The 21,487-nt window shown below is 64.5% G+C and carries 18 protein-coding genes; 10 read left to right on the top strand and 8 right to left on the bottom strand.

The window, feature by feature from the left end:
* The first annotated feature begins 190 nt into the window (after nucleotides 1–190).
* From ABQU90_RS10580 to lldD, 3 genes are all read left to right on the top strand, one after another.
* Nucleotides 191–613 carry a DUF2141 domain-containing protein gene (locus tag ABQU90_RS10580; RefSeq protein WP_236699297.1) on the top strand — a complete coding sequence of 141 codons (423 nt, stop codon included), beginning with the start codon at nucleotides 191–193 and terminating at the stop codon, nucleotides 611–613.
* Nucleotides 614–638: 25 nt separating this feature from the next.
* Nucleotides 639–2,156: a carotenoid oxygenase family protein gene (locus ABQU90_RS10575; RefSeq protein ID WP_323520915.1), complete on the top strand. Its 1,518-nt coding sequence runs from the start codon at nucleotides 639–641 to the stop codon at nucleotides 2,154–2,156.
* Between the two features lie 220 nt (nucleotides 2,157–2,376).
* Nucleotides 2,377–3,537: an FMN-dependent L-lactate dehydrogenase LldD gene (lldD, locus tag ABQU90_RS10570; protein WP_323520914.1), complete on the top strand. Its 1,161-nt coding sequence runs from the start codon at nucleotides 2,377–2,379 to the stop codon at nucleotides 3,535–3,537.
* Nucleotides 3,538–3,778: 241 nt separating this feature from the next.
* Here the strand turns inward: lldD and ligD are convergent, their stop codons facing one another.
* From ligD to ABQU90_RS10555, 3 genes are read right to left on the bottom strand one after another with little or no spacing between them, the layout of a single operon-like run.
* On the bottom strand, nucleotides 3,779–5,896 hold the full coding sequence (gene ligD / locus ABQU90_RS10565) for a DNA ligase D (protein WP_323520913.1): 2,118 nt from the start codon (nucleotides 5,894–5,896) through the stop codon (nucleotides 3,779–3,781).
* 3 nt (nucleotides 5,897–5,899) lie between these two features.
* Nucleotides 5,900–6,856 carry a non-homologous end joining protein Ku gene (ku, locus tag ABQU90_RS10560; RefSeq protein ID WP_311238077.1) on the bottom strand — a complete coding sequence of 319 codons (957 nt, stop codon included), beginning with the start codon at nucleotides 6,854–6,856 and terminating at the stop codon, nucleotides 5,900–5,902.
* Nucleotides 6,856–7,254, bottom strand: a complete 399-nt coding sequence (locus ABQU90_RS10555) for a hypothetical protein (protein WP_323520912.1) — start codon at nucleotides 7,252–7,254, stop codon at nucleotides 6,856–6,858. Before ABQU90_RS10555 ends, ku begins: the two co-directional genes overlap by 1 nt.
* Before the next feature lie 152 nt (nucleotides 7,255–7,406).
* On the opposite strand from ABQU90_RS10555, the gene ABQU90_RS10550 reads away from it, so the two are divergent.
* On the top strand, nucleotides 7,407–7,580 hold the full coding sequence (locus ABQU90_RS10550; protein ID WP_323520911.1) for a hypothetical protein: 174 nt from the start codon (nucleotides 7,407–7,409) through the stop codon (nucleotides 7,578–7,580).
* 39 nt (nucleotides 7,581–7,619) lie between these two features.
* Here ABQU90_RS10550 and ABQU90_RS10545 read toward each other — a convergent pair whose 3' ends face one another.
* From ABQU90_RS10545 to ABQU90_RS10525, 5 genes are all read right to left on the bottom strand, one after another.
* On the bottom strand, nucleotides 7,620–8,012 hold the full coding sequence (locus ABQU90_RS10545; protein ID WP_316689866.1) for a DUF779 domain-containing protein: 393 nt from the start codon (nucleotides 8,010–8,012) through the stop codon (nucleotides 7,620–7,622).
* Nucleotides 8,013–8,210: 198 nt separating this feature from the next.
* Entirely contained in the window at nucleotides 8,211–9,740 is a 1,530-nt protein-coding gene (adh, locus tag ABQU90_RS10540) for an aldehyde dehydrogenase (protein ID WP_055852878.1), read from the bottom strand.
* Between the two features lie 254 nt (nucleotides 9,741–9,994).
* On the bottom strand, nucleotides 9,995–10,486 hold the full coding sequence (locus ABQU90_RS10535; protein WP_323520910.1) for a hypothetical protein: 492 nt from the start codon (nucleotides 10,484–10,486) through the stop codon (nucleotides 9,995–9,997).
* A gap of 88 nt (nucleotides 10,487–10,574) precedes the next feature.
* Entirely contained in the window at nucleotides 10,575–10,871 is a 297-nt protein-coding gene (locus ABQU90_RS10530; protein WP_323520909.1) for a hypothetical protein, read from the bottom strand.
* 150 nt (nucleotides 10,872–11,021) lie between these two features.
* Nucleotides 11,022–13,142, bottom strand: a complete 2,121-nt coding sequence (locus ABQU90_RS10525; protein ID WP_323520908.1) for a TonB-dependent receptor family protein — start codon at nucleotides 13,140–13,142, stop codon at nucleotides 11,022–11,024.
* Nucleotides 13,143–13,298: 156 nt separating this feature from the next.
* On the opposite strand from ABQU90_RS10525, the gene ABQU90_RS10520 reads away from it, so the two are divergent.
* The 6 genes from ABQU90_RS10520 (at nucleotide 13,299) to ABQU90_RS10495 (ending at nucleotide 20,479) form a co-directional block, all read left to right on the top strand.
* Nucleotides 13,299–14,501 carry an amino acid aminotransferase gene (locus ABQU90_RS10520; protein WP_323518224.1) on the top strand — a complete coding sequence of 401 codons (1,203 nt, stop codon included), beginning with the start codon at nucleotides 13,299–13,301 and terminating at the stop codon, nucleotides 14,499–14,501.
* A gap of 481 nt (nucleotides 14,502–14,982) precedes the next feature.
* Entirely contained in the window at nucleotides 14,983–15,993 is a 1,011-nt protein-coding gene (locus ABQU90_RS10515; protein WP_115552470.1) for a class 1 fructose-bisphosphatase, read from the top strand.
* Between the two features lie 536 nt (nucleotides 15,994–16,529).
* A complete protein-coding gene (locus ABQU90_RS10510) occupies nucleotides 16,530–16,760 on the top strand; it encodes a hypothetical protein (protein ID WP_323520907.1) in 231 nt (76 codons plus the stop codon).
* A gap of 361 nt (nucleotides 16,761–17,121) precedes the next feature.
* A complete protein-coding gene (locus ABQU90_RS10505; RefSeq protein WP_115560847.1) occupies nucleotides 17,122–17,511 on the top strand; it encodes a hypothetical protein in 390 nt (129 codons plus the stop codon).
* Nucleotides 17,512–17,690: 179 nt separating this feature from the next.
* Nucleotides 17,691–19,319 carry a TldD/PmbA family protein gene (locus ABQU90_RS10500; protein ID WP_323520906.1) on the top strand — a complete coding sequence of 543 codons (1,629 nt, stop codon included), beginning with the start codon at nucleotides 17,691–17,693 and terminating at the stop codon, nucleotides 19,317–19,319.
* 692 nt (nucleotides 19,320–20,011) lie between these two features.
* Nucleotides 20,012–20,479: a LuxR family transcriptional regulator gene (locus tag ABQU90_RS10495; RefSeq protein ID WP_323521133.1), complete on the top strand. Its 468-nt coding sequence runs from the start codon at nucleotides 20,012–20,014 to the stop codon at nucleotides 20,477–20,479.
* Nucleotides 20,480–21,487 lie beyond the last annotated feature (1,008 nt).

Here is a 21,487-nt window from a genome sequence, read left to right as displayed (position 1 = left end):
AACGCTGCAGGGCTTCGCGCGCTCGCACACCGGTTCGGCCTGCGCCACATGCACGCAGGAGCAGTGCCGCACTGTCTGGTGTCGCTGCCGCATCGGCCGATCTGCGACGGCCGCCACCGCTGCCGGGTTGGCGCGCTGCGTACCATCGGGCTGCGCGCGCCGCATCCCCCATCGTTGCCAGGAGAGTTGCATGCTTGCCCGCACTTACGCTGTTGTCGCCTTGGTCAGCCTGCTTGGCAGCGCTGCCGTCAACGCCGCCGATCTGGACGTGGGCATCAGCGGCCTGCGCTCGCAACAGGGCCAGTTACGGATTGCGGTGATCGCCACCGCCGCGCAACTGGACAACGCCCAACCCCCGGTGCAGGCGCAGACGGTGCCGATCACCGGCAGCGCACCGCATATCCAGTTCAAGAATCTGGCCCCCGGGCGCTACGCGGTGATGGTCAATCACGACGAAAACGCCAACGGCAAGCTGGACACCAACCTGATCGGCATGCCGGTGGAAGGCTACGGCTTCAGCAACAACCCCACCGGCATGCGTAAACCCGGCTTCGACGAGATCGTCTTCGACCTGCCGGCCAGCGGCAAACGCCTCAGCGTGCAGATGCGCTGAGGCCCACGCGCGAAAGGAGCCATGCATGCACCGCCGCCGCTTCCTGCAATCGTTACTGGCCGCCACCGGCAGCGCTGCGCTGGGCGGCTTTGCCTTGCGCAGCCTGCCTGCACACGCTGCAGAAGCGGCCGCATTCCAGGCGCAGTTGCAGCGCACGCCGTGGTTGCTGGGCTGGCGTAGCGTCACCAGCCCCACCCTGGGGCCGGCCACCGCAACGCTGCAGGGCGCACTGCCCGAGGGGTTGGCAGGCAGCCTGTATCGCAATGGCCCGGCCTGGACCGAGCGCGCCGGGTTTCGCTACGAACACTGGTTCGACGGCGACGGCATGGTGCACCGCTGGCAGCTGGGCGGTGGGCAGGTGCAGCACCGCGGACGCATGGTGGCCACCCACAAGTTCACCCAGGAGCAGCAGGCCGGGCGCTTTCTGTATCGCGCAGCCGGCACTTCCGTGCCGGACATGCAGCCGGCGCGCAACAACGACGACGTCAACACCGCCAACATCTCGGTCACGATGCTCAATGGCCGCCTGTTCGCGCTATGGGAAGCCGGCTCGGCGATCGAACTGGACCCCGATGCGCTAAGCACCATCGGCCCGGTCACCTGGCGCGAGGATCTGGCGGCGATGCCGTTTTCTGCGCATCCATTGACCGACCACGATGGCAGCGTCTGGAATGTCGGCTCGATCAGCGTGGTGGGCTCCACCGGCGTGGTGCTCTGGCACCTGGGCGCCGATGCCACGTTGCGCAACGTGCAGCTGCTGCAGACCGACGCGCCCGCTTACATGCACAGCTTTGCGATGACCGATCGCCATCTGATCCTGGTCATGGCGCCGTATCGGCGGCTGGACGGCGACGGCGCGTTCTTCGAGCAAATGCGCTTCACCCCGGACGCGCCGTGCCGTATTGCGGTGGTGCCCAAGGATGCTCTGGACCAACCGCGCTGGTTCGAGGCCGACTTTGCGGTGGCCTATCACTTTGCCGATGCCTACGCGCAGCAGGACCGCATCGTGGTGCGCGCCATCGTGCACACCGATCCGGAAGAAGCCCGCTCGCCGATGCGCGCGGCCATGCACGGCGACCCGAACGCCAAGCCGGCAGCGGTGCAGCTACGCAGCCTGCATCTGGACCTGGCCAGCGGCCGCGCGCACTGGCAGGTGCATCCGGTGGATAACCTGGAACTGCCGCTGTTCGACCACCGCACCCCACGCACGCAGGGCGCACGTCTGTATGCGCCGTGCATCGATGGCCCGAACCAGTCGCCATTTCTCAACGCAGTGGCCGGCTACGACCTGGAACGCGACCGCCGCCAGGTGCACCGCTACGGCCCGCATGTGCTGGCCGAAGAACATGTGTTCGTCGCCAAGCCCGGCAGCACGCGCCCGGACCAGGGCTGGCTGGTGGGAACGGTGCTCGACACCCAGCGCGCACGCACCGGGTTGATGGTGCTGGACGCACAGCACATCGATGCCGGGCCGATCGCGCAGGCATGGCTGCCTTACGCGATTCCGCTGGGATTCCATGGGAATTTTGTGGCGGCTGCGTAGCGCGACGGAGGACCTGGCCGCGCTTGCGCCCTATGACCGCTGACAACCTGATCTATCGAGCGACGCGTGGCGCGTTGCGAACGGCAAGGCCATCACCACACTGACGAACAGCGTGGCCGTTGTAAGACACGCGTTGCTACCAACAGACGCGCCGCCCATCCCCGCAACACACCGATGGTCTTACACTCGACGGCTACCCCGCAGCTGTCGTCCGTCTTCGATGATCATCTCTGCCGCTTCCGATTACCGTGCCGCCGCGCAGGCGCGCTTGCCGCCGTTCCTGTTCCATTACATCGATGGTGGCGCCTACGCCGAGCACACGCTGCGGCGCAATGTCTCGGATCTGGCCGATATCGCGCTGCGCCAGCGGGTGCTGCGCAACATGTCCGACCTGAGCCTGAGCACCGAGCTGTTCGGCGAAACCCTGGCGATGCCAGTGGCTTTGGCACCGGTCGGGCTCACCGGCATGTATGCGCGGCGCGGCGAAGTGCAGGCCGCACGTGCAGCGGCCGCGCGCGGGATCCCGTTCACCCTCTCCACGGTGTCGGTGTGCCCGATCGAAGAAGTGGCGCCGGCCATCAGCCGGCCGATGTGGTTCCAGCTGTATGTGCTCAAGGACCGCGGCTTCATGCGCAATGCGCTAGAGCGCGCCAAAGCGGCCGGCGTCACCACGTTGGTATTCACCGTGGACATGCCCACACCGGGCGCGCGCTACCGCGATGCGCACTCGGGCATGAGCGGGCCCAATGCATCGCTGCGGCGGATGCTGCAGGCGGTGACGCATCCGCGCTGGGCGTGGGACGTGGGCCTGCTCGGCAAACCGCATGATCTGGGCAACATCTCGGCCTATCGCGGCAGCCCCACCGGCTTGCAGGACTACATCGGCTGGCTCGGCGCCAACTTCGACCCGTCGATTGCGTGGAAAGACCTGGAATGGATCCGCGAGTTCTGGACCGGGCCGATGGTGATCAAGGGAATCCTGGACCCGGACGATGCGCGCGATGCGGTGCGCTTCGGCGCCGACGGCATCGTGGTGTCCAACCACGGTGGACGTCAGCTCGATGGCGTGCTGTCCAGCGCACGCGCGTTGCCGGCCATTGCCGATGCGGTGAAAGGGCAGCTCAAGATCCTGGCCGACTCGGGCATCCGCAGTGGGCTGGATGTGGTGCGCATGCTCGCGCTCGGTGCCGATGCGGTGTTGTTGGGCCGCGCATTCGTCTACGCGCTGGCGGCCCGCGGCCAGGCCGGTGTAGAGAATTTGCTGACCTTGATCGAGAAGGAAATGCGCGTGGCGATGACGCTGACCGGCACGCATTCGATTGCCGAGATCAGCAGCGATGCGTTGAGCCGGGTGACGCGCGAGAACGCTGTGTCGCCTTGAATCGGGAATGGAGAATCGGGAATCGGTAAAAGCGCTTGGCCGCATTGGTTTTGCTGGGTGCATGCCGGGCAATAAGCAATGGCGGCGTTGTCTGCCATCGCTCCGCGCCTTTTCTCTCAGCCGGCTAGAGCGGCTGCAGTTCTTTGCTTGAGCGGGCACGATGCTTCGACATCGGGAAGTACGCGTATCTCCTACGCCGTACTGCTTCTGCGTAGCGACTGCGCAGCCGTCGTGTCGATCGTTAGCGCTTGCCCTCGCCTGTCGGCAACCGTTGCTTCACTGCCAGCACTTCCGCCCACGGGTCCACACGCTGACGCTTGGCACGTTGCACGGCCTTGTCGATCGGAAACGCATCCGGCCCGCTGATCTTGCCGAGCTCTTCCCAGTGCAGCGGTACGGCGACGGTGGCCTTTTCGCGCGCGCGCAGCGACCACGAACACACGCTGGTGTTGCCGCGGCCGTTGCGCAGCCAGTCGATAAAGATCACCCCATGCCGCTTGGCCTTGCTCATGGTGGCCACGTAACGCTCCGGTGCCTGCGTGGCCAGCGCCTGCGCGAATGCGTCACAGAAATCGCGCGCCTGCTCCCAGCTGGCATCCGGCACGATCGGCACGACGACATGCAGCCCCTTGCCGCCGGATAAGCGCACTGCGCTTTCCAGTCCTGCCGCGCGCAGCTTGTTGCGGATGTCGCGCGCGGCAGCCACCACGGCGGACCAGGCGACCTGTTCGCCCGGATCCAGATCAAACACCAGGCGGTCCGGATGCTCCGGGTCGTCGATGCACGACCCCCACGGATGCAGCTCCAGCGTGTTCATCTGCACCAGCTCGAGCAAGCCGGCTGCATCCTCGATATACAAATACTCCTCAGTGCCACTTTTCTGCTTGAGCGCAATCGCCTCGATATGCGCGCCCAGTTGCCGACCCTGGTGCTTCTGGAAGAAGCAGTCGCCACCCACGCCATCGGGGCAGCGCAGCAACGACAGCGGCCGGCGCGCGACCTCCAGCAACACCAGCGGCGCGACGGCGCGGTAGTAGGCCGCCACCTCGCCCTTGCTGATGCCCCGCGCGGGAAACACCACGCGCTCGGGATGGGTGATGGTGACGCCGTCGGTGGGCAGCGCCGCCGCTGTCTTCTTCGCCGTGGCCGATGCAGTGCTGGTGACGCTCGACGCTACGGATGTCCTGCTCTTGGACGCCGCCTCGCCAGCACGTGTGCGTGTGCTCGCAACGCTGCTCGTGGTCCTGGAGACTTTTTTGCTCGCGTTCTCCCGCGTCGCCACGCTCGATTTAGCTGCTTCAGTGCGTGTCTTGGTCGCGCGCTTGGCGGGTGCAGCGCGGTCGCCACCCAGATCGGTCATGGGTTTGTCCTGCCGTAAGCGCTTGAACGCAGCTTGCCGCAACAGCCCTTGCTTGGCCCAGCCACGGAATGCCACTTCGGCGATCAGCGCCGGCCGCACCCAATGCACATCGCGCGGACGGCCCGGCAGATGCGATGGCAGTTCCAACGTGGCGGTGTCGCTGTGCAGCGCACGCAGTTGCGTGGTGATCTTGCCCAACAATGCATCATCGAAACCGGTGCCCACGCGGCCCACGTAACGCAGCGCCTTGCCGTCCAGTTGCGCAAGCAGCAACGCACCGAAGCCGCTGCGCGTGCCCTTGGGATCTGTGTATCCCACCACCACAAACTCGTCGCTGTCTTCGTGCTTGGTCTTGACCCAATCCGCACCGCGGCCGCCGTGATACGCCGCTTCGGCGCGCTTGCTGACGATGCCTTCCCAGCCCTTGTCGGCACTGGCCGCGAACACCTCCGGCCCGCGCCCGATCACATGGTCGCTGTAGGCCAATGTGCCCGGGGTGTCGCCAAGCAGTGCACGCAGCAGCTGTTTGCGCTGCAGCAGCGGCGTGTCGCGCAGATCGACGCCGGCCAGACCGAGCAGATCGAACACGAGATAGCGCAGCGGCTGCCGCACGCTGCCATCCAGCGCCCGTTGCAATGCGGAGAAATCGCTACGTCCCTGCGCATCCAGCACCACCAGCTCACCATCCAGCCGCGCGTCGCGCACCGGCAACGCCTGCAGCGCGCTCACTACCTCCGGGAAGCGCTCGGTCCATGCCTGATCGTTACGCGAGCGCAGTTGCACACGGCCATCGACCAGGTCGGCCAGCAGGCGATACCCATCCCATTTGATTTCGTGCAGCCATCCATCGCCGTCTGGGGCCTGCTCGCGCAACAGCGTGAGCTGCGCGCGCAATTCGGTCGGACACGGCGCATCGCGTGCGCCGTCCAACTCCAGTGCCCGCATGCGCCAGTTGACCTGCTTGGATCTGCGCTTGGTAGCGTGGTCGTTCCGGCCCATCGGCTAGCCGGCCTTGCGGCGCGGCGCGGCTTTTGCAGCGGTTTTCTTGGTCGCCTTGCTCGCCGTCTTCTTGGTGGCTTTTTTGGCGACCTTCTTGGTTGCGGCCTTCTTGGCCGGCGCTGCGTTCGCGCTAGCGCTGCCGGTCTTCTTGGCTGGTGTGCGCGTATTGGCCTGCAGGCTTTTCTGCAGCAAAGACATGAAATCCACCACGTTGGTGGTGGCGTCTTCATGCTGGGTGGGCTCCACCTCCACCTGCGTGGTGCCGCCCTTTTCCTGGATGCGCTTGCGCAGGATCTTCTCGAGCTTGCCGCGGAATTCGTCGTGATAGTCCTCCGGCTGCCAGGTGCCGGACATCGACTCGATCAACTGCCTGGCCATCTCCTGTTCCTTGGGCGTGATGCGGTACTCACCCACCGCACCGGCCGGCAATTTGAAGTCCTGCGGGTCCACCACTTCCTGTTGATAGCGCAGCAGCAACAGGATCAACGCATCACCCTGCGGCATCACCGCGGCCAGGTATTCGCGGGTGCGGATCACCACCTTGGCAATACCCACCTTGCCGGTGTCGCGTAGCGTTTCGCGCAGCAGCACATAGCCTTTTTCGGCCTTCTTGCCTGGCACCAGGATGTAGGGCTTTTCGAAATAGCGCGGGTCGATGTCGGCCGCATCGACAAAGGTTTCCACCTCCACCGTCTCGTGGCTTTCCGGCGACGCCGAGCGGATGTCCTGCTCTTCGACGATGACGTAGCTGCCCTTGTCGTACTCGAATGCCTTGACGATTTCCTTCCACGGCACTTCATCGCCAGTATCGGCGTTGACGCGCTCGAAGCGGATCGGCTTCTTGTCGCGCGAGTCGAGCATGCGGAAATGCAGGTCCACCTTGCGTTCGCCGGACATCAACGCCACCGGCACGTTGAGCAGGCCGAACGACAGGGTTCCGGTCCAGATCGGTCGTGCCATCAGTGCGCCGCTCCGTGGATGGCTGCCTCGGGAATATGATCCAGCGCCAGCCACGCGTCTTCGACGATGGTGCGCGCATGCGGCCAGTCCAGGCGCGAGTTGCCGCGCATGCTGTCCCACTGCGCCGCCAGCGCCTGCTCGCAGTGCGCATCATTGCCGCGCGGCCAGTCTGCAGCGTGGGTCAGGCGGGCGAACGCATAGGCCGGCGACAGATCGCGCCAGGTGGGCCCGCCCCGGCGGCGGCGCCGCTGGTAATCGGCCAGGCTGTAGCACTGGAAGTCCTGCGCCACACCGACTGCATCGACTTGTGGTCGCTTGCGATGGGTCCGCTTGGCCGCGGCAGGCTCCACCTGCGCACTGAACAGGCGACGGTCGGGACGGCGGTCCTGGGGGCGCATGGTCTGCTCCACGGTGCAGCATTGAGGGCCCACATCAGTAGCGCCGCTGCCGTGATCCAGACGTGAGAAATCCGCTTATATCGTGCAATTTGCGTGCCCTTCACCGCGCACGCGCTGAACTGGCAGCCCATCCAGACACCAGGAGCGGCGCCATGTCCCGCGACCCCTTACGCGACCTACCCACCCAACCGGGCGAACAGCACGGCAAGCGCGATGCCGAGCAGTATGAGGATCGCGGTGCAGGCGATGCACCAGGCCGCTTGATCCCGGCCGATGACGACACCCCTGCCAAGACGCCGGGCAGCACACCGGCACCCGAGCACTGACACCGGCGCGGTCGCGGTCGCGGGGCAAGTCTGGCGGTGCTAGGCCCGCCCCGCCGCCTGCAGGCGGCGGAATTCGTCATCACTGAAGAGCCGCGAGCGCACCAGAAATCGCACGCCTTCGCCATTTTCCAGCGAGAACATGCCACCACGGCCCGGCACCACATCGATGATCAGCTGGGTGTGCTTCCAGTACTCGAATTGCGGCGCGCTGATGTAGAACGACGCGCCACCGATCTCGCCCAGCAGCACGTCGCGATCGCCAACGATGAAGTCGCCCACCGCAAAGCACATCGGCGACGAGCCATCGCAACACCCACCGGATTGATGGAACAGCAGATCGCCGTGCCGCGCACGCAGTGTGTCGATCAGCTGTAATGCTGGCAGCGTGGCCATGACCTGCAATGGCAAGTCGGTTTCGGCAGCAGCTTGCATAGTTTCTCTCCCACGGCCGCCTGGGGCCGCAATCTGTGGCGCGTTACGCCCCTGGATCAAGCGAGCGCGCATACGCGCGGCACGTCGTTGCGGGTGTCGTGTCCGGCAACTCGGCGGCCTCCGTGCCGTACTGCACGCATCGCGTGGCGCATGCAGCTGACGCACAGGCAAGTCGCGTTGCCTGTGCGCCCGGATGGCTCAGAAAAACCCCAGCGCCTTCGGCGAATAGCTCACCAGCAGGTTCTTGGTTTGCTGGTAGTGGTCGAGCATCATCTTGTGGTTTTCGCGGCCGATACCCGACTGCTTGTAGCCACCGAACGCGGCATGCGCGGGATAGGCGTGATAGCAGTTGGTCCACACGCGGCCGGCCTGGATCGCGCGGCCCATGCGGTACAACCGCGACGCATCGCGACTCCACACGCCAGCGCCCAGGCCGTAAAGCGTATCGTTGGCAATCGCCAGCGCCTCGGCTTCGTCCTTGAAGGTGGTCACCGACACCACCGGCCCGAAGATTTCTTCCTGGAACACACGCATCTTGTTGTGGCCCTTGAACACCGTGGGCTTGACGTAGAAGCCCTCGGCCAGCTCGCCATCGAGCGTGTTGCGCTCGCCACCGATCAACACTTCGGCACCTTCCTGTCTGCCGATGTCGATGTACGACAGGATCTTTTCCAGCTGCTCGCTCGATGCCTGCGCGCCAACCATGGTGTTGGGATCGAGCGGGTTGCCCTGCTTGATTGCGGCTACGCGCTTGAGCGCTTTTTCCATGAACTTGTCGTAGATCGATTCCTGGATCAGCGCGCGCGAGGGGCAGGTGCATACCTCGCCCTGATTGAAGGCAAACAGCACAAAACCTTCCACCGCCTTGTCGAGGAAATCATCGTCTTCGGCCATCACATCGGCAAAGAAGATATTGGGCGATTTGCCGCCCAGCTCCAGCGTCACCGGAATCAGGTTCTGGCTGGCGTACTGCATGATCAGCCGGCCGGTGGTGGTTTCGCCGGTGAAGGCGATCTTGGCGATGCGCGGGTTGCTGGCCAGCGGCTTGCCAGCCTCCAACCCAAAGCCATTGACCACGTTGAGCACGCCGGGCGGTAGCAGATCGCCGATGACTTCCATCAACACCAGGATCGACGCCGGCGTCTGTTCGGCCGGCTTCATCACCACGCAGTTACCGGCGGCCAGTGCAGGCGCCAGTTTCCAGCACGCCATCAGCAACGGGAAATTCCACGGAATGATCTGCCCCACCACGCCGAGCGGCTCGTGGAAATGGTAGGCGATGGTGTCGCTGTCGATCTCGGAAATGCCGCCTTCCTGCGCCCGGATCGCGCCGGCAAAATAACGGAAGTGATCCACGCACAGCGGCACATCGGCATTGAGCGTTTCGCGCACCGGTTTGCCGTTGTCCCAGGTTTCGGCATAGGCCAGCAATTCGAGATTCTGCTCGATGCGGTCGGCGATCTTGAGCAGCACATTGGAGCGATCGGTGGTGGAGGTCTTGCCCCAGGCCTCTTTTGCCGCGTGCGCAGCATCCAGCGCCGCCTCGATATCCGGCGCGGTGGAGCGCGCAATCGAAGTAAACACCTTGCCGCTGATCGGCGTGGTGTTGTCGAAGTACTGGCCGCCGTGCGGCGCAACCCATGCACCGCCGATGAAGTTGTCGTAGCGCGATTTGAAGATGGACTGCGGGTCGGTATTGAGCGGTTTGGTTGAGGCAAGCGCGTTCATCATGGTCTCCTGGCAGCGTGGTCCGATGCGAACGTGTATACCCCTGCAAGTGCTAGCGCAATGTCATGTCAGGCGCTGTTGCGCTGCGTCATTTCCCGCTATGCAGAAATGCTGGTTTTCCCGCTCAAATGCATTGCAGCGCATCATCGCCTACAGGCGTAAGGCGACGATCGACAGGCAGTAAAGAGCGCGTGTGGCGGCAATACCGATGGCAGCGTGACGTTGATATCGGCGTGCGGGCACTGTCGCCAGGGTCAACGCGTGGTTGTGTGTGTCCCCGACGGCATCGGCTCGTCCAGCGGTGCCTTGCAGTCGGCGACGCTTTTTTGATGGTAGGAGCGCAACTGCCATGCAGCAGCCGGCGTCTGCTGCCATACATAGACCCAGCGATAACGCTGACCGGCGTTGCACGCATCGATGGTGACTTCATCGCGCGGGCGGCCTTGCGACGGCAGGGGCAGTGCCGCGGTGGCTGCATCGATGCGTGTGCCCATGGGCCTGTCGAAAAGGACGGTGCTGACGCGAACAGTGCCCAAATCGGCAGCGGCCTGCGGCGGCATCTGCCTGGTTTGACCGCTCGGCCTGGGTTGCTGCAGCAGCCAGGCATGGATCTGTGCGATGGCCGGGGCACCGGCGGGGTAGTCGTGCACGATGCGCATGTCCATATGGTCTGCCCTGGCCACATTGCAGGCCAGCAGACACGCCACCGTCGCCGAAAAAACCAATGCTTGCTTCCAGGCTGTCATCGTTGCGCTCCTTGCAGTGAATGAGTGGCCCAAACTATCACGCACGTGTTGAGTGACGACAGTCTTCTTCGCATGGCGCGACGCGACTTCAAGCCGCCGTCGTGGAGCCTGCGGCGCGCCATGCCTGCACTGCCGCAAGCACGCGGTTGCCATGCAGGGCGCTGCTATCGCGCACAGCATAGGCGTGTGGTCTGGCTTGTACCTGCGCCGCCAGTTGCGCGCAGGCGGCGTGCGCGTCCACTAACACATCGGCGAGCTCTGTTGCATTCAACGGCAGCAGGATCGAGAAGCCGGTGGCCGACATCGTGCAGTTGATGTCCAGCCAGTAGCGGCTGTCCTCGCGCAGGAGAAACCAGTCTGCGGGGGCGTGATCGATGACGCGCATGGTGTGGCCTGGCGTTTTACTGGAGATGCCTCTACCCGTTGCTGTTGCAGCCGCGTAGCGAGGCGTGTCATCGGGACGGCTTCGTCGCGCCCGGGTGCGCTCCTACGGGGCAGCGGGCGCGTTGTTGGACGCCCACCGCCTGCGGCCTGCTCAGCCACCAAAATCCCACTGCAGCCCCACCGTATACGTGCGATCCGGGCCCGGCTCGTAATAACGCCCGTTGCCGTCGTTGACGATCACCGAGCCCACGTACTGCCGGTCCAGCGCGTTGTCGATGCGTGCAAACGTACGCACCGCACCCTGCGCAGTGGTCCAGCGGCGCGAGGCTTCCAGATTGACCAACGCATAGCCGGGCGCGCGTTCGGTGGCCAGGTCGTTGGCCACGGTGGCGTCGGAAGCCACCGTTTCGGCGGCGAACTGCCACTGCGCAGGCTGCCACTGCCAGCGCGCGAACAATTGCTGGCGTGGCACGCCGGGCAGGCGCGAGCCGCTGGCCACCGGTGCGGTGGGCGTGGCGCAACCGCTGCTGGCGCAGGTGAGATAGCCATCGCGCACGGTGGCGTCGACAAAGGTGTAAGCCAGCTGCACTTGCTGGGTGGCGCCCAGCGGTTGCTGCCAACTCAGCTCCGCGCCCTGGCGGCGGGTGGCGCCGATGTTGCGGAAGGTGCTGCGGCCGTTGGTGTTGCTGGCCACCGCCAGTTCGTCGTCGGTGTCGGCGCGAAACAACGCCACCTGCAGCGCCGCGCCGCTCTGCGCGCGCCACTTGCTACCGACTTCGTAATTGCGGCTCGTGGCCGAGCCCAGATCCAGCGCCAGACCGGCGGCGCCATCGTTGCGATAGCCCAGCTCGTTGAAGGTGGGTGTTTCGAAGCCGCGTCCGGCGGAGGCGTAAAAACGCAGATCGTCGGTGGCGCGGAACACGATGCCGCCCACCGGCGTGGTGGCCGAATAATCGCGCCGCCCGCTATCGTCGGGATTGCGGCCCACGATGTAGTGGTCGTCCGACTTGAAACGCACCTGGCTATGCCGCACGCCCAGCAATGCCGACCAGCGGTCGCTCCACTGCCACCAGGCCTGCGCAAACTGGTCCACGTTTTCGACCTGGTCGCGCTGATTGCGGCGCAGCGCGCCCTGCACGCCCAACGTGGCGCCGACGAAGTTTTCGTAGCCGGTGCGGTGCTGCCGTTGGCGATCGACGTTCGCGCCCACGGTGAGCTGCAGGGGCCGGCCCAGCGCCTGCCCCTGCCACGCCCAGCGCGCGTCGGCGCCTTCGTAATTGCTGTCCAGATCGATCACGCCACCGGCGTGCAGCGGGTTGCGCTGCACCGCCACCGGCACCGCCAGAAACTGCTCCACGCTGCGCTGGCCGCCATAGGCCATCAGCCGCAGCGTCTGGCTGTCGAATTGCTGGGTGAAGATCGCCCCGGCCTGCGATTGACGCACCGATTTGCGGGTATTGAACTGCGTGGCCACCGATGTGGCCTGGCGCGGGTCGGCGTTGAATTGCGCGCGGGTCAGACCCAGCGGGTCCTGCGCATCGGGCGCGTCGAGATAATTGAGCACCAGATCCAGCCGGCTGCCGGGCGCCAGGTCGAAACCGAGCTTGGCGTTGACCGAGTCGCGCTTGGCACGGCTATGGTCGCGGAAGCCATCGGTTTCGAAGTGATTGGCGGCCAGGTTGTAGTGCACCGCGCCCTGCTGGCCGAGCAACTGCGCGCCTACATTGACGGTGGCATTGCTGCCGTAGGTGGCACGCAGCCGCCATGGATCATCCGGCTTGCCATCGGCGCTCCACAGTTGCAGTACGCCGCCGGAAGAGTTGCCGTACAGCGCCGAAAACGGCCCGCGCAGCACTTCCACCCGCTCGGCACCCAGCACGTTGAAGTGCGACAACTGGCCTTGACCATCGGGCATGCTCGCCGGGATGCCGTCCACCAGCAGGCGCACGCCGCGTACGCCGAAGGTGGAGCGCGCACCGAAGCCGCGGATCGACAGCTGGGTGTCCTGCGCGTAGTTCTGGCGGTCGCGCGCCACCAGCCCGGGGATGCCGTCCAGCAGCTCGGACACCTGCGCGCCGCGGCGGTTGTCGTCGTCGGCCGACACCACGGTGAACGAGGCCGGCAGGTCGAAGTCGTCCACCCCGTGCACGCGCGCGGCATCCACCTGCACGGCTGGCAGCAGCTGGGGTGTGGGCTCGGCGGCCAGGGCGGGCGCAACGGCGCTCGCAACGAACACGCCGCACGCGGCGGCCAACAAGGTGAGTCTGGGCATACGCGTAGTGTCCCTCATCCGTCCTGTGGCCGTATCGTTGCGTGCGGAACGAAGCATGCTACGCCCGCCACGCCCTGCTACGATGAAGTGGTTTGGCCCAGCAGCGGCCAACGATCCGGAAGTACCCCACTCTTTCGTCCTTCAGTGAGTCATGCCGTGTCCTTCTTTGCAAACGTAGAACAGGTTCCAGGCGACCCCATCCTGGGCCTGACCGAGGCCTACAACGCCGATAGCCGCCCCAACAAGGTCAATCTGGGCGTGGGTATCTATTACGACGAAAACGGCCGCATCCCGCTGCTGCGCGCCGTGCACAAGATCGAGCAGCAGCTCGCGCAGGAAGCCAAACCGCGCGGCTATCTGCCCATCGACGGCCTGGCTGCCTACGACAAGGCCACCCAGGAGCTGCTGTTCGGTGCCGAATCGGCACTGGTGGCCTCCGGGCGCGTGGCGACCTCGCAGACCGTCGGCGGCAGCGGTGCGCTGCGCGTTGGCGCAGACCTGCTCAAGAAGTTGCTGCCCACCTCCACCATCGCCATCAGCAACCCGAGCTGGGAAAACCACCGCGCGGTGTTCGGCGCGGCCGGCTTCGAGGTCGTGGATTACACCTACTTCGATGCAGCGACCCACGGCCTGAATTTCGACGGCATGCTCGCCGATCTGGCAAAACTCGAACCGGGCACGGTGGTGCTGCTGCACGCCTGCTGCCACAACCCCACTGGCGCGGACCTGACCAAGGACCAGTGGAAGCAGGTCGCCGGCCTGTTGAAGGAACGCAACCTGTTCCCGTTCGTGGACATCGCCTACCAGGGCTTCGACAAGGGCATCGAGGCCGATGCCTACGCGGTGCGCCTGCTCGCTGCCGAAGGCATCGACAGCTACGTGGTGGCCAGCTCGTATTCCAAGTCGTTCTCGCTGTATGGCGAGCGCGTGGGCGCGCTGTCGGTGGTCTCGGCCACTGCCGCCGAAGCCAAGGCCGTGCAGTCGCAGGTCAAGCGCATCATCCGCACCATCTATTCCAGCCCGTCCACGCATGGCGCCGCACTGGTGGCCGGCGTGCTGACCAGCCCGGAACTGCGCGATGTGTGGGAACAGGAATTGACCGAAATGCGCGAGCGCATCCACGCCCTGCGCGCCGGTCTGGTCGAGCGGCTGGCCACGTTGGGCTCGCCGGAATTTGAGTTCATCCAGCACCAGGCCGGCATGTTCTCGTACTCGGGCCTGACCAGGTCGCAAGTGGACCGCCTACGCGACGAGTTCGCCATCTACGCCGTGGGCACCGGCCGCATCTGCGTGGCCGCATTGAGCCAGCGCAATCTGGACTACGTGGCCCAGGCCGTGGCGACCGTCAGCCGGATGTAAGCAGCCACCGATGCGGTTGACCGCATCGGTCGATCTACGCAACGCAAGTACCGGGAGCGCGCAAGCCTCCCGGTTTTTTTATGCCCGCGCAGCAGAGCCTTTGGCAGGCCTGCGGCCACACGACGCGCTCCACAGCCCACCGCAGACAATGCACGTGACAGGGCGGCGACGCGCTCCAGGCCCGACGCCGTCGTTTGCCAAAGGCACAAGCTGGGGGCGACGACAGGCGCTGCGCCCGCCAGCCCCGCATGCACGGGAGCAGCCACGCTATCGACGGGCAACGCGCACTGCCTGCTCCCTTCCCCCGCCCGCGGGGGAAGGTGCCCGAAGGGCGGATGGGGGCAAGCGCAGCGCAACCATCGCAGCCCCCCATTCGCACATGTTCGATCAACCGCGCTCCGAAACGCGCAGCAAGTGATCGAAATCTAACGGCGCAATGGCGACAATGGCGGCCCACTTCCTACACAGGCTGCCCGCCCCCATGTCGCGTCCCTCGCTGACCCGCTTCCTGATCGAAGAACAACACGCCGGCCGTATCGATGCGGAATTGCGCCAGCTGATCACCATCGTCTCGCGTGCCTGCAAGCGCATTTCCATCGCCGTGAGTAAGGGCGCGCTGGGCGGCGTGCTTGGCGATGCCGGCACCGGCAACGTGCAGGGCGAGGCGCAGAAGAAGCTCGACGTGCTGAGCAACGACATCCTGCTCGAAGCCAATGCCTGGGGCGGCCACCTGGCCGCATGCGCCTCCGAAGAAATGGACCACAGCCAGCCGGTGCCCGACCAATACCCCAGCGGCGATTTCCTGCTGCTGTTCGACCCGCTCGATGGCAGCTCCAACATCGACGTCAACGTCTCGGTCGGCACCATTTTCTCGGTACTGCGCGCGCCCAAGGGCACCGAAAAGCCCGGCGACGAACACTTCCTGCAGCCGGGCACCCAACAAGTCGCCGCCGGCTACTGCATCTACGGCCCCAGCACCATGCTGGTGCTCACGCTCGGCCACGGCACCCACGCCTTCACCCTGGAGCGCGAAGAAGGCAGCTTCCTGCTGACCCAGGCCAATATGCGCGTGCCCGAAGACACCGCCGAATACGCCATCAACATGTCCAACCAGCGCCACTGGGAACCGGCGATGCAGGCCTATGTAGGCGATTTGCTGGCCGGCAAGGACGGCACCCGCGGCAAGGACTTCAACATGCGCTGGATCGCCAGCATGGTCGCCGACGTGCACCGCATCCTTACCCGCGGCGGCATCTTCATCTACCCCTGGGACAAGAAGGACGCCACCAAGCCCGGCAAGCTGCGCCTGATGTACGAAGCCAACCCGATGAGCATGCTGGTGGAACAAGCCGGCGGCGCGGCCACCACCGGGCGCGAACGCATCCTGGACATCCAGCCCACACAACTGCACCAGCGCGTGCCGGTGTTCCTGGGCTCGAAGAATGAAGTGGCGCAGGCCACGCGGTATCACCTGGATGCGGATAAGGCGTGAGGCCAAGTTTCGGCTTGGCCACGGACAAGGCCTGGTTTAGTCAAGACACCCGCCTGGTGCGGGTGTCTTGAGGCTTGTCGCCAGCAGTGGCGTATTGGTTGGTAATAGATCGCAACTGTGCCAATGACCGCAGAGGCCTGGCTACCTACACAAGCGCAGGTGTCGCTCGCCTCGAGCCCTATGCCGGTTCCTGGAAGGGCCTGCTATTTGAGACAGGCAAGAAACCCAACTACGTTGTGTACACGTACGCACAAGGTGGATCTGCACTTGTGGACATTCACAGCGCGCGTGCAGGTGATCTGCTCTGCCCCAGGCAGGATGTGCATTGCAGGCTTGATGACGGCGACCTCATATGCGTTGGAGAACTGGCATATTGATCTCGAATGCGACCTTCGCTGCGACTCAGCCGGCATGACGTGGGCGTTTGATCGCAGGGCGCTCCTGCTGGTCCTGGCAGGGGTGGCGAAAGCGAGCTTCAAGATTCTTGTCATATCGATTTACGCCTGCCTTACCGCGTCGTTTTCAGCGGCATCATCTTGTTCATTGTGTTGGCGGTTTACAGCGGACATGGCGATGGAGATCTTTTTCTTTCTATCTTTCCTCTCCTTTCGTTCATCCTGGGCTTGCCTGCATTTTTGGTTCTGGCCGTGCCCGCACTGCACCTGCTTCCTTGGCTGAAGCACGCACGTCCGCGCACTGCCGCACTGGTCGGGCGGCAGTGCAGCGATCGTCGGTTATTGCCTGTTTCTGCTTGGCTATCTGCCTGAGATTACCTATTCGGAGAGGATTGCGAGATTGTTTTTCGCCGCCATTGCCCTTTGGGCTGCAATAGCCAGCTGGCTGTATCAGTACCCCAGGAAACTGCGCTAGGACGCGCAGTTGCAGCGTGCGAAGACGATGTCATTGTCCGCGCCAATAGCACGTGCACGGTACGCAGCACTACAGCACTTTCCTGCAGCGCCGGGTACCGCCCGCGCAACGACATGGCGTGCGTCTTAACGAAACACAGTGCGCTCTGCAACGCGAAAGGACTGCCGCTCGTTGCATGCCAGGGGACGTTGACGCACGCGCATCCATCCACAAGTATTGGCGCGCTCGCACTCCCGCCGCGCCAACCGAGCTTTACCGATGCGTATGCGCACTGCCCGTTGCCTGCTGGTTGTTGTTGGCTTGGTACTTCCGTACGCGGTGCGACTGCCGTATGGCATGGACTGGTTGCGGCAATACACCGACACCGGTTGGGGCGGGTGGCTGTTGTTGGGCGGATTCAACGCAATCGCCTGGGGGGCGCTGCTGGCGATCAGTTTTGCGTACCGGCGGGCGGTCGCGCTGCTCATGCCGTGCCTGCTTGGCTTCGGTGCGTTGGCCTGGGCGCACGCCACGCTGGATCTGCGTGCCGACGCGCAGTCGGCGCTGGCGCTGATCTTCATCCCGATCTATGCGCTGCTGCCCATCGCCATCGGCGGCCTGCTGGGCTATCTGTTGGACCGGCGATTGCGGGCTCTACCTGCACGCTAAGCCCGCCATGGCGCATGGCCTGGAACCCAGGGTATACGCGACGGACATGACGGCGCTGCAGGTGAAGCTGCCAGGCGCGATGCCTGCGCTGCCCCCTTGACCGCCATCGCCCGCACCAGCCAGTCTCGGGGGCTGGCGCGGCGGGGAGTCGTGCCGCTCGCCTTCAACGGAGAACCGCTGTGGACCGTCGTACCTTCCTCACCTTGTCCGGCATCGGTGCAGCCGGGTTGCTGCTGCCGCATACGCGGCTGATCGCTGCCGAACAATTGCTCAGCCCGGTGGATGCGGCACGCAACCGACGCCTGTCCGATACCGCGCTGACCACGGCCAAGGCGGCCGGTGCCAGCTATTGCGATGTGCGCGTGGGCCGGTATCTGCGCCAGTTCGTGATCACTCGCGAGGCGCAGGTGGAGAACGTGGTCAATGCCGAATCCAGTGGCGTAGGCGTGCGCGTGCTTGCCGAGGGTGCGTGGGGCTTTGCGGCGACCAATACGCTAACCAGCGATGGTGTGGCCACCGCCACGCGGCAGGCGGTGGCGATTGCCAAGGCCAATGCGCGGCTGGGCGGCACGCCGGTGCAGCTGGCGCCGGTGACGCCGGCCGGGCAGGTCAGTTGGAAGACACCGATCAAGAAAAACGCGATGGAAGTGCCGCTGCAAGACAAAGTCGCGCTGCTGATGGAGGTCAACGCTGCCGCGCTCAACGCCGGCGCCACCTTCGTGGCCTCGCGCATGTTTGCGATCAACGAGCAGAAGTATTTCGCCAGCAGCGATGGCTCCTATATCGACCAGGATGTGCACCGGCTGTGGCTACCCTTCACCGTGACCGCGGTGGACAAGGCCAGCGGCAAATTCCGCACCCGCGACGGGCTGTCCGCGCCGATGGGCATGGGGTATGAGTATCTGGATGGCGATGCGCGCGAGAAGCACGCACTGCCTGGCGGGCTGGTCGGTTATGGAAACAGCTACGATGCGCGCGAAGACGCCATTGCCGCCGCAAAGCAGGCGCGCGCCAAGCTCACTGCGCCGTCGGTGAAGGCCGGCAAGTACGATCTGGTGATCGACCCGAGCAATCTGTTTCTCACCATCCACGAATCAGTGGGCCACCCGCTCGAGCTCGATCGTGTGCTGGGCTATGAGGCCAATTACGCCGGCACCAGTTTCGCCACGCTGGATAAGCGCGATGCGAAGTTCCGCTGGGGTAGCGACGCGGTGACCTTTGTCGCCGACAAGACGCAGCCAGGCAGCCTGGGTGCAGTGGGCTACGACGATGAGGGCGTCAAGACCAAGCAATGGGACTTGGTGAAGGACGGCATCCTGGTCGATTACCAATGCACGCGCGATCAGGCGCATCTGCTCGGAAAAACCGCCTCCGACGGCTGCAGCTACGCCGATTCGTGGTCCAACGTGCAGTTCCAGCGCATGCCCAACGTGTCGCTGGCAGCGGGCAAGACGCCGCTGGCGGTGGCGGACATGATCAAGAACGTCGAGCGCGGGCTATACATCCATGGACGCGGTTCGTACTCGATCGATCAGCAGCGCTACAACGCACAGTTCGGTGGACAGCTGTTCTACGAGATCGAAAACGGCCAGGTCACGCGGTTGGTGGAAGACGGTGCTTACCAGATCCGCACGCCGGAATTCTGGAACGCCTGCAGCGCGGTCTGCGACGCGCGCGACTTCCGGTTGGGCGGCTCGTTCTTCGATGGCAAGGGGCAACCCAGCCAAGTGTCGGCGGTGTCGCATGGTTCAGCCACCGCACGCTTCGATGGCATCAACGTGATCAATACCGCGCGTTCGTTGGGCTGAAGTCTTTGAGCTGAAAGCGGCTAACGGGATGGTTTGTTCGCAGGTGTAGGGCGAGATGCTCGCAGCGCTAACGGGACACTCAGCGCCCTCTTTGCTGGATGGCTTCGCTGGTATATCCAAACCGCAACACGTTGCTGGACAACGGCGAACGCCTACAGAACAAGGAAACGCGTGCACGCGTACCTGGCCTGCTTGCCGACCTGATCGCCAGCACCGCAACACAGGCACCGCAACACGCGGTGTCCGACGCAGAAGATCGCGCAGCGCGCTTGCGCCGCAACAAACCGTTTTGGGAGGCAATCGATTCGGCGCAGCATCCGATCGATTGGGCTGCATGGTCGGACCCGCAGCGATGCAAGGTGTCGGCGCAACTGTATCGCCAAGCACTCACACTGCCGCCTGCGCAAGCAGCGCAGTCATTGCCCGCATTACGTCATCCATTTCGATTGAGTCGCGGGTAAGCGATCATGATTGCATCGCCAACGATGCGCGAGGCAAGCAAGGGCTGCCGACTCCATGTGCCGTCAGTTGACTCACCACCGGGCAGCGGTGAGTATCGCCCTCGGGCCGGAGTGGGACGGTCTACGAGAAGTCGATCTCTACGCGCAATGCCTTGCAAGCAGTCGCCTGACTGCCCGCAGGGATCACATATCGATAAGGGAGTTCTCATGAAGACCGCATGTATTGCACTGGTGGCTGCCGTCGTGTTGCAAGCCACACCCGCCGTCTCCGCGCCAACCGCGCCATCGCCACTGGTTGGAACCTGGCTGCTGGATATCGGCATCCTGCCGATGCCAGCGGCGGTAAGGCCCAAACGTGTCGTCCTCGAGTTCAAACAGATTCCGGGCAACAAGTGGTCCACCAGCGCCGAGATCGTCGAACACGACGACAAGACGCTGCAGGCGCAATCCACGCTGTTGCTGGACGGCACGCCGGGCAAGGCATCCGGCACTTACCTGGTCGATCGTGCCGCAGTCAAAATGCCCGAGCCCGGCGTGCTGGTGATGCAGTTGATGTACCAAGGCGTGCCGGCATCTACCCGCACCTATACGGTCAGCGCCGACGGCAAGGTGATGACCGAGATTGAAGCGTACTTCAAGGACGGCAACCCGATGATGCGCACGGCGTATTTCAAACGCGCGGGAAGTCAGACCAAGTGAGCACTGTCGAGCCGACGCCGTACCGCGGCGCGGCTCGATTCCAGGGAAGACCTCGCAGCTCGGCGGTTGGCCTTATACAGGCCGCGTCGTCGGCTCGACACCCTGAGTAAGGTTCAGCGAAGCTCTGAACAATCCACCGAAATCCTTTAACTCCAGCATCCTGCGTACCAATGCTGCGGCTTGGTCATCTAAGTGATATGGCTCGTCCACCGCGCGCTTCGATGGCATCGAGCGTGATCAATACCGTGTATTCGTTGGGCTGAACGTGTTGGACTGAAAGCGGCTGACGGGACGGATTTTTGTTGGCCTTGGTGTGCCGCCCTCAGCTCTTACGAGACACGGCGTGCCTCCATCGCTCGATGGCTCCGTTGGGCACCCAAACCGCCACAGTTGGTCGAGCGCGCGGCGCCCTCACCGCTCGCGGGACACGCTGTAAATCCATCCTTGGACGCTCCGTGGCAGCATCCGTGCCGCCACAGGGTCCCGCAAGCGGTAAGAACACCGCACCAGACAGTGTGCTGGCCGCTTTATTGAAAACCCAACACACCGACCCTCTTCACTGGTCCTTGCCCGCCTACCGTCGCGGGACCTTTGGCGGCATGGATGCCGCCAAAGAGCTTACATGGACGTACTTGCAGTGTGTCCCGCGATGGTGGGCGGGCAAGGACCCTGCAGCGAAACCGCAGCCGTAGCAGTGCGCGACTGAGACACCCACTGTGGTCACTAGGCTCAGAAGCACAGAGACGTCGAGACATACCGCCTCTTGGATGCCGTCAAATGCCTGGTGCGTCGGGGATGCGGTGCCCTCACCGCTCGCAGGACACGCTGTGAATCCATCCTTGGACGCTCCGTGGCGGCATCCATGCCGCCACAGGGTCCGGCAAGCGGTAAGGACACCGCACCGGCACGTTGATCGATCGCTTGTTGAAAACCAACACACCGACCCTCTTCACTGGTCCTTGCCCGCCTACCGTCGCGGGACCTTTGGCGGCATGGATGCCGCCAAAG

The organism is Xanthomonas sp. WHRI 10207 (assembly GCF_040202975.1).
Taxonomy (GTDB): Bacteria; Pseudomonadota; Gammaproteobacteria; order Xanthomonadales; family Xanthomonadaceae; genus Xanthomonas.
The sequence above is the reverse complement of the archived record's forward strand: the minus strand, read 5'-3'. Positions and strand labels throughout refer to the sequence as shown.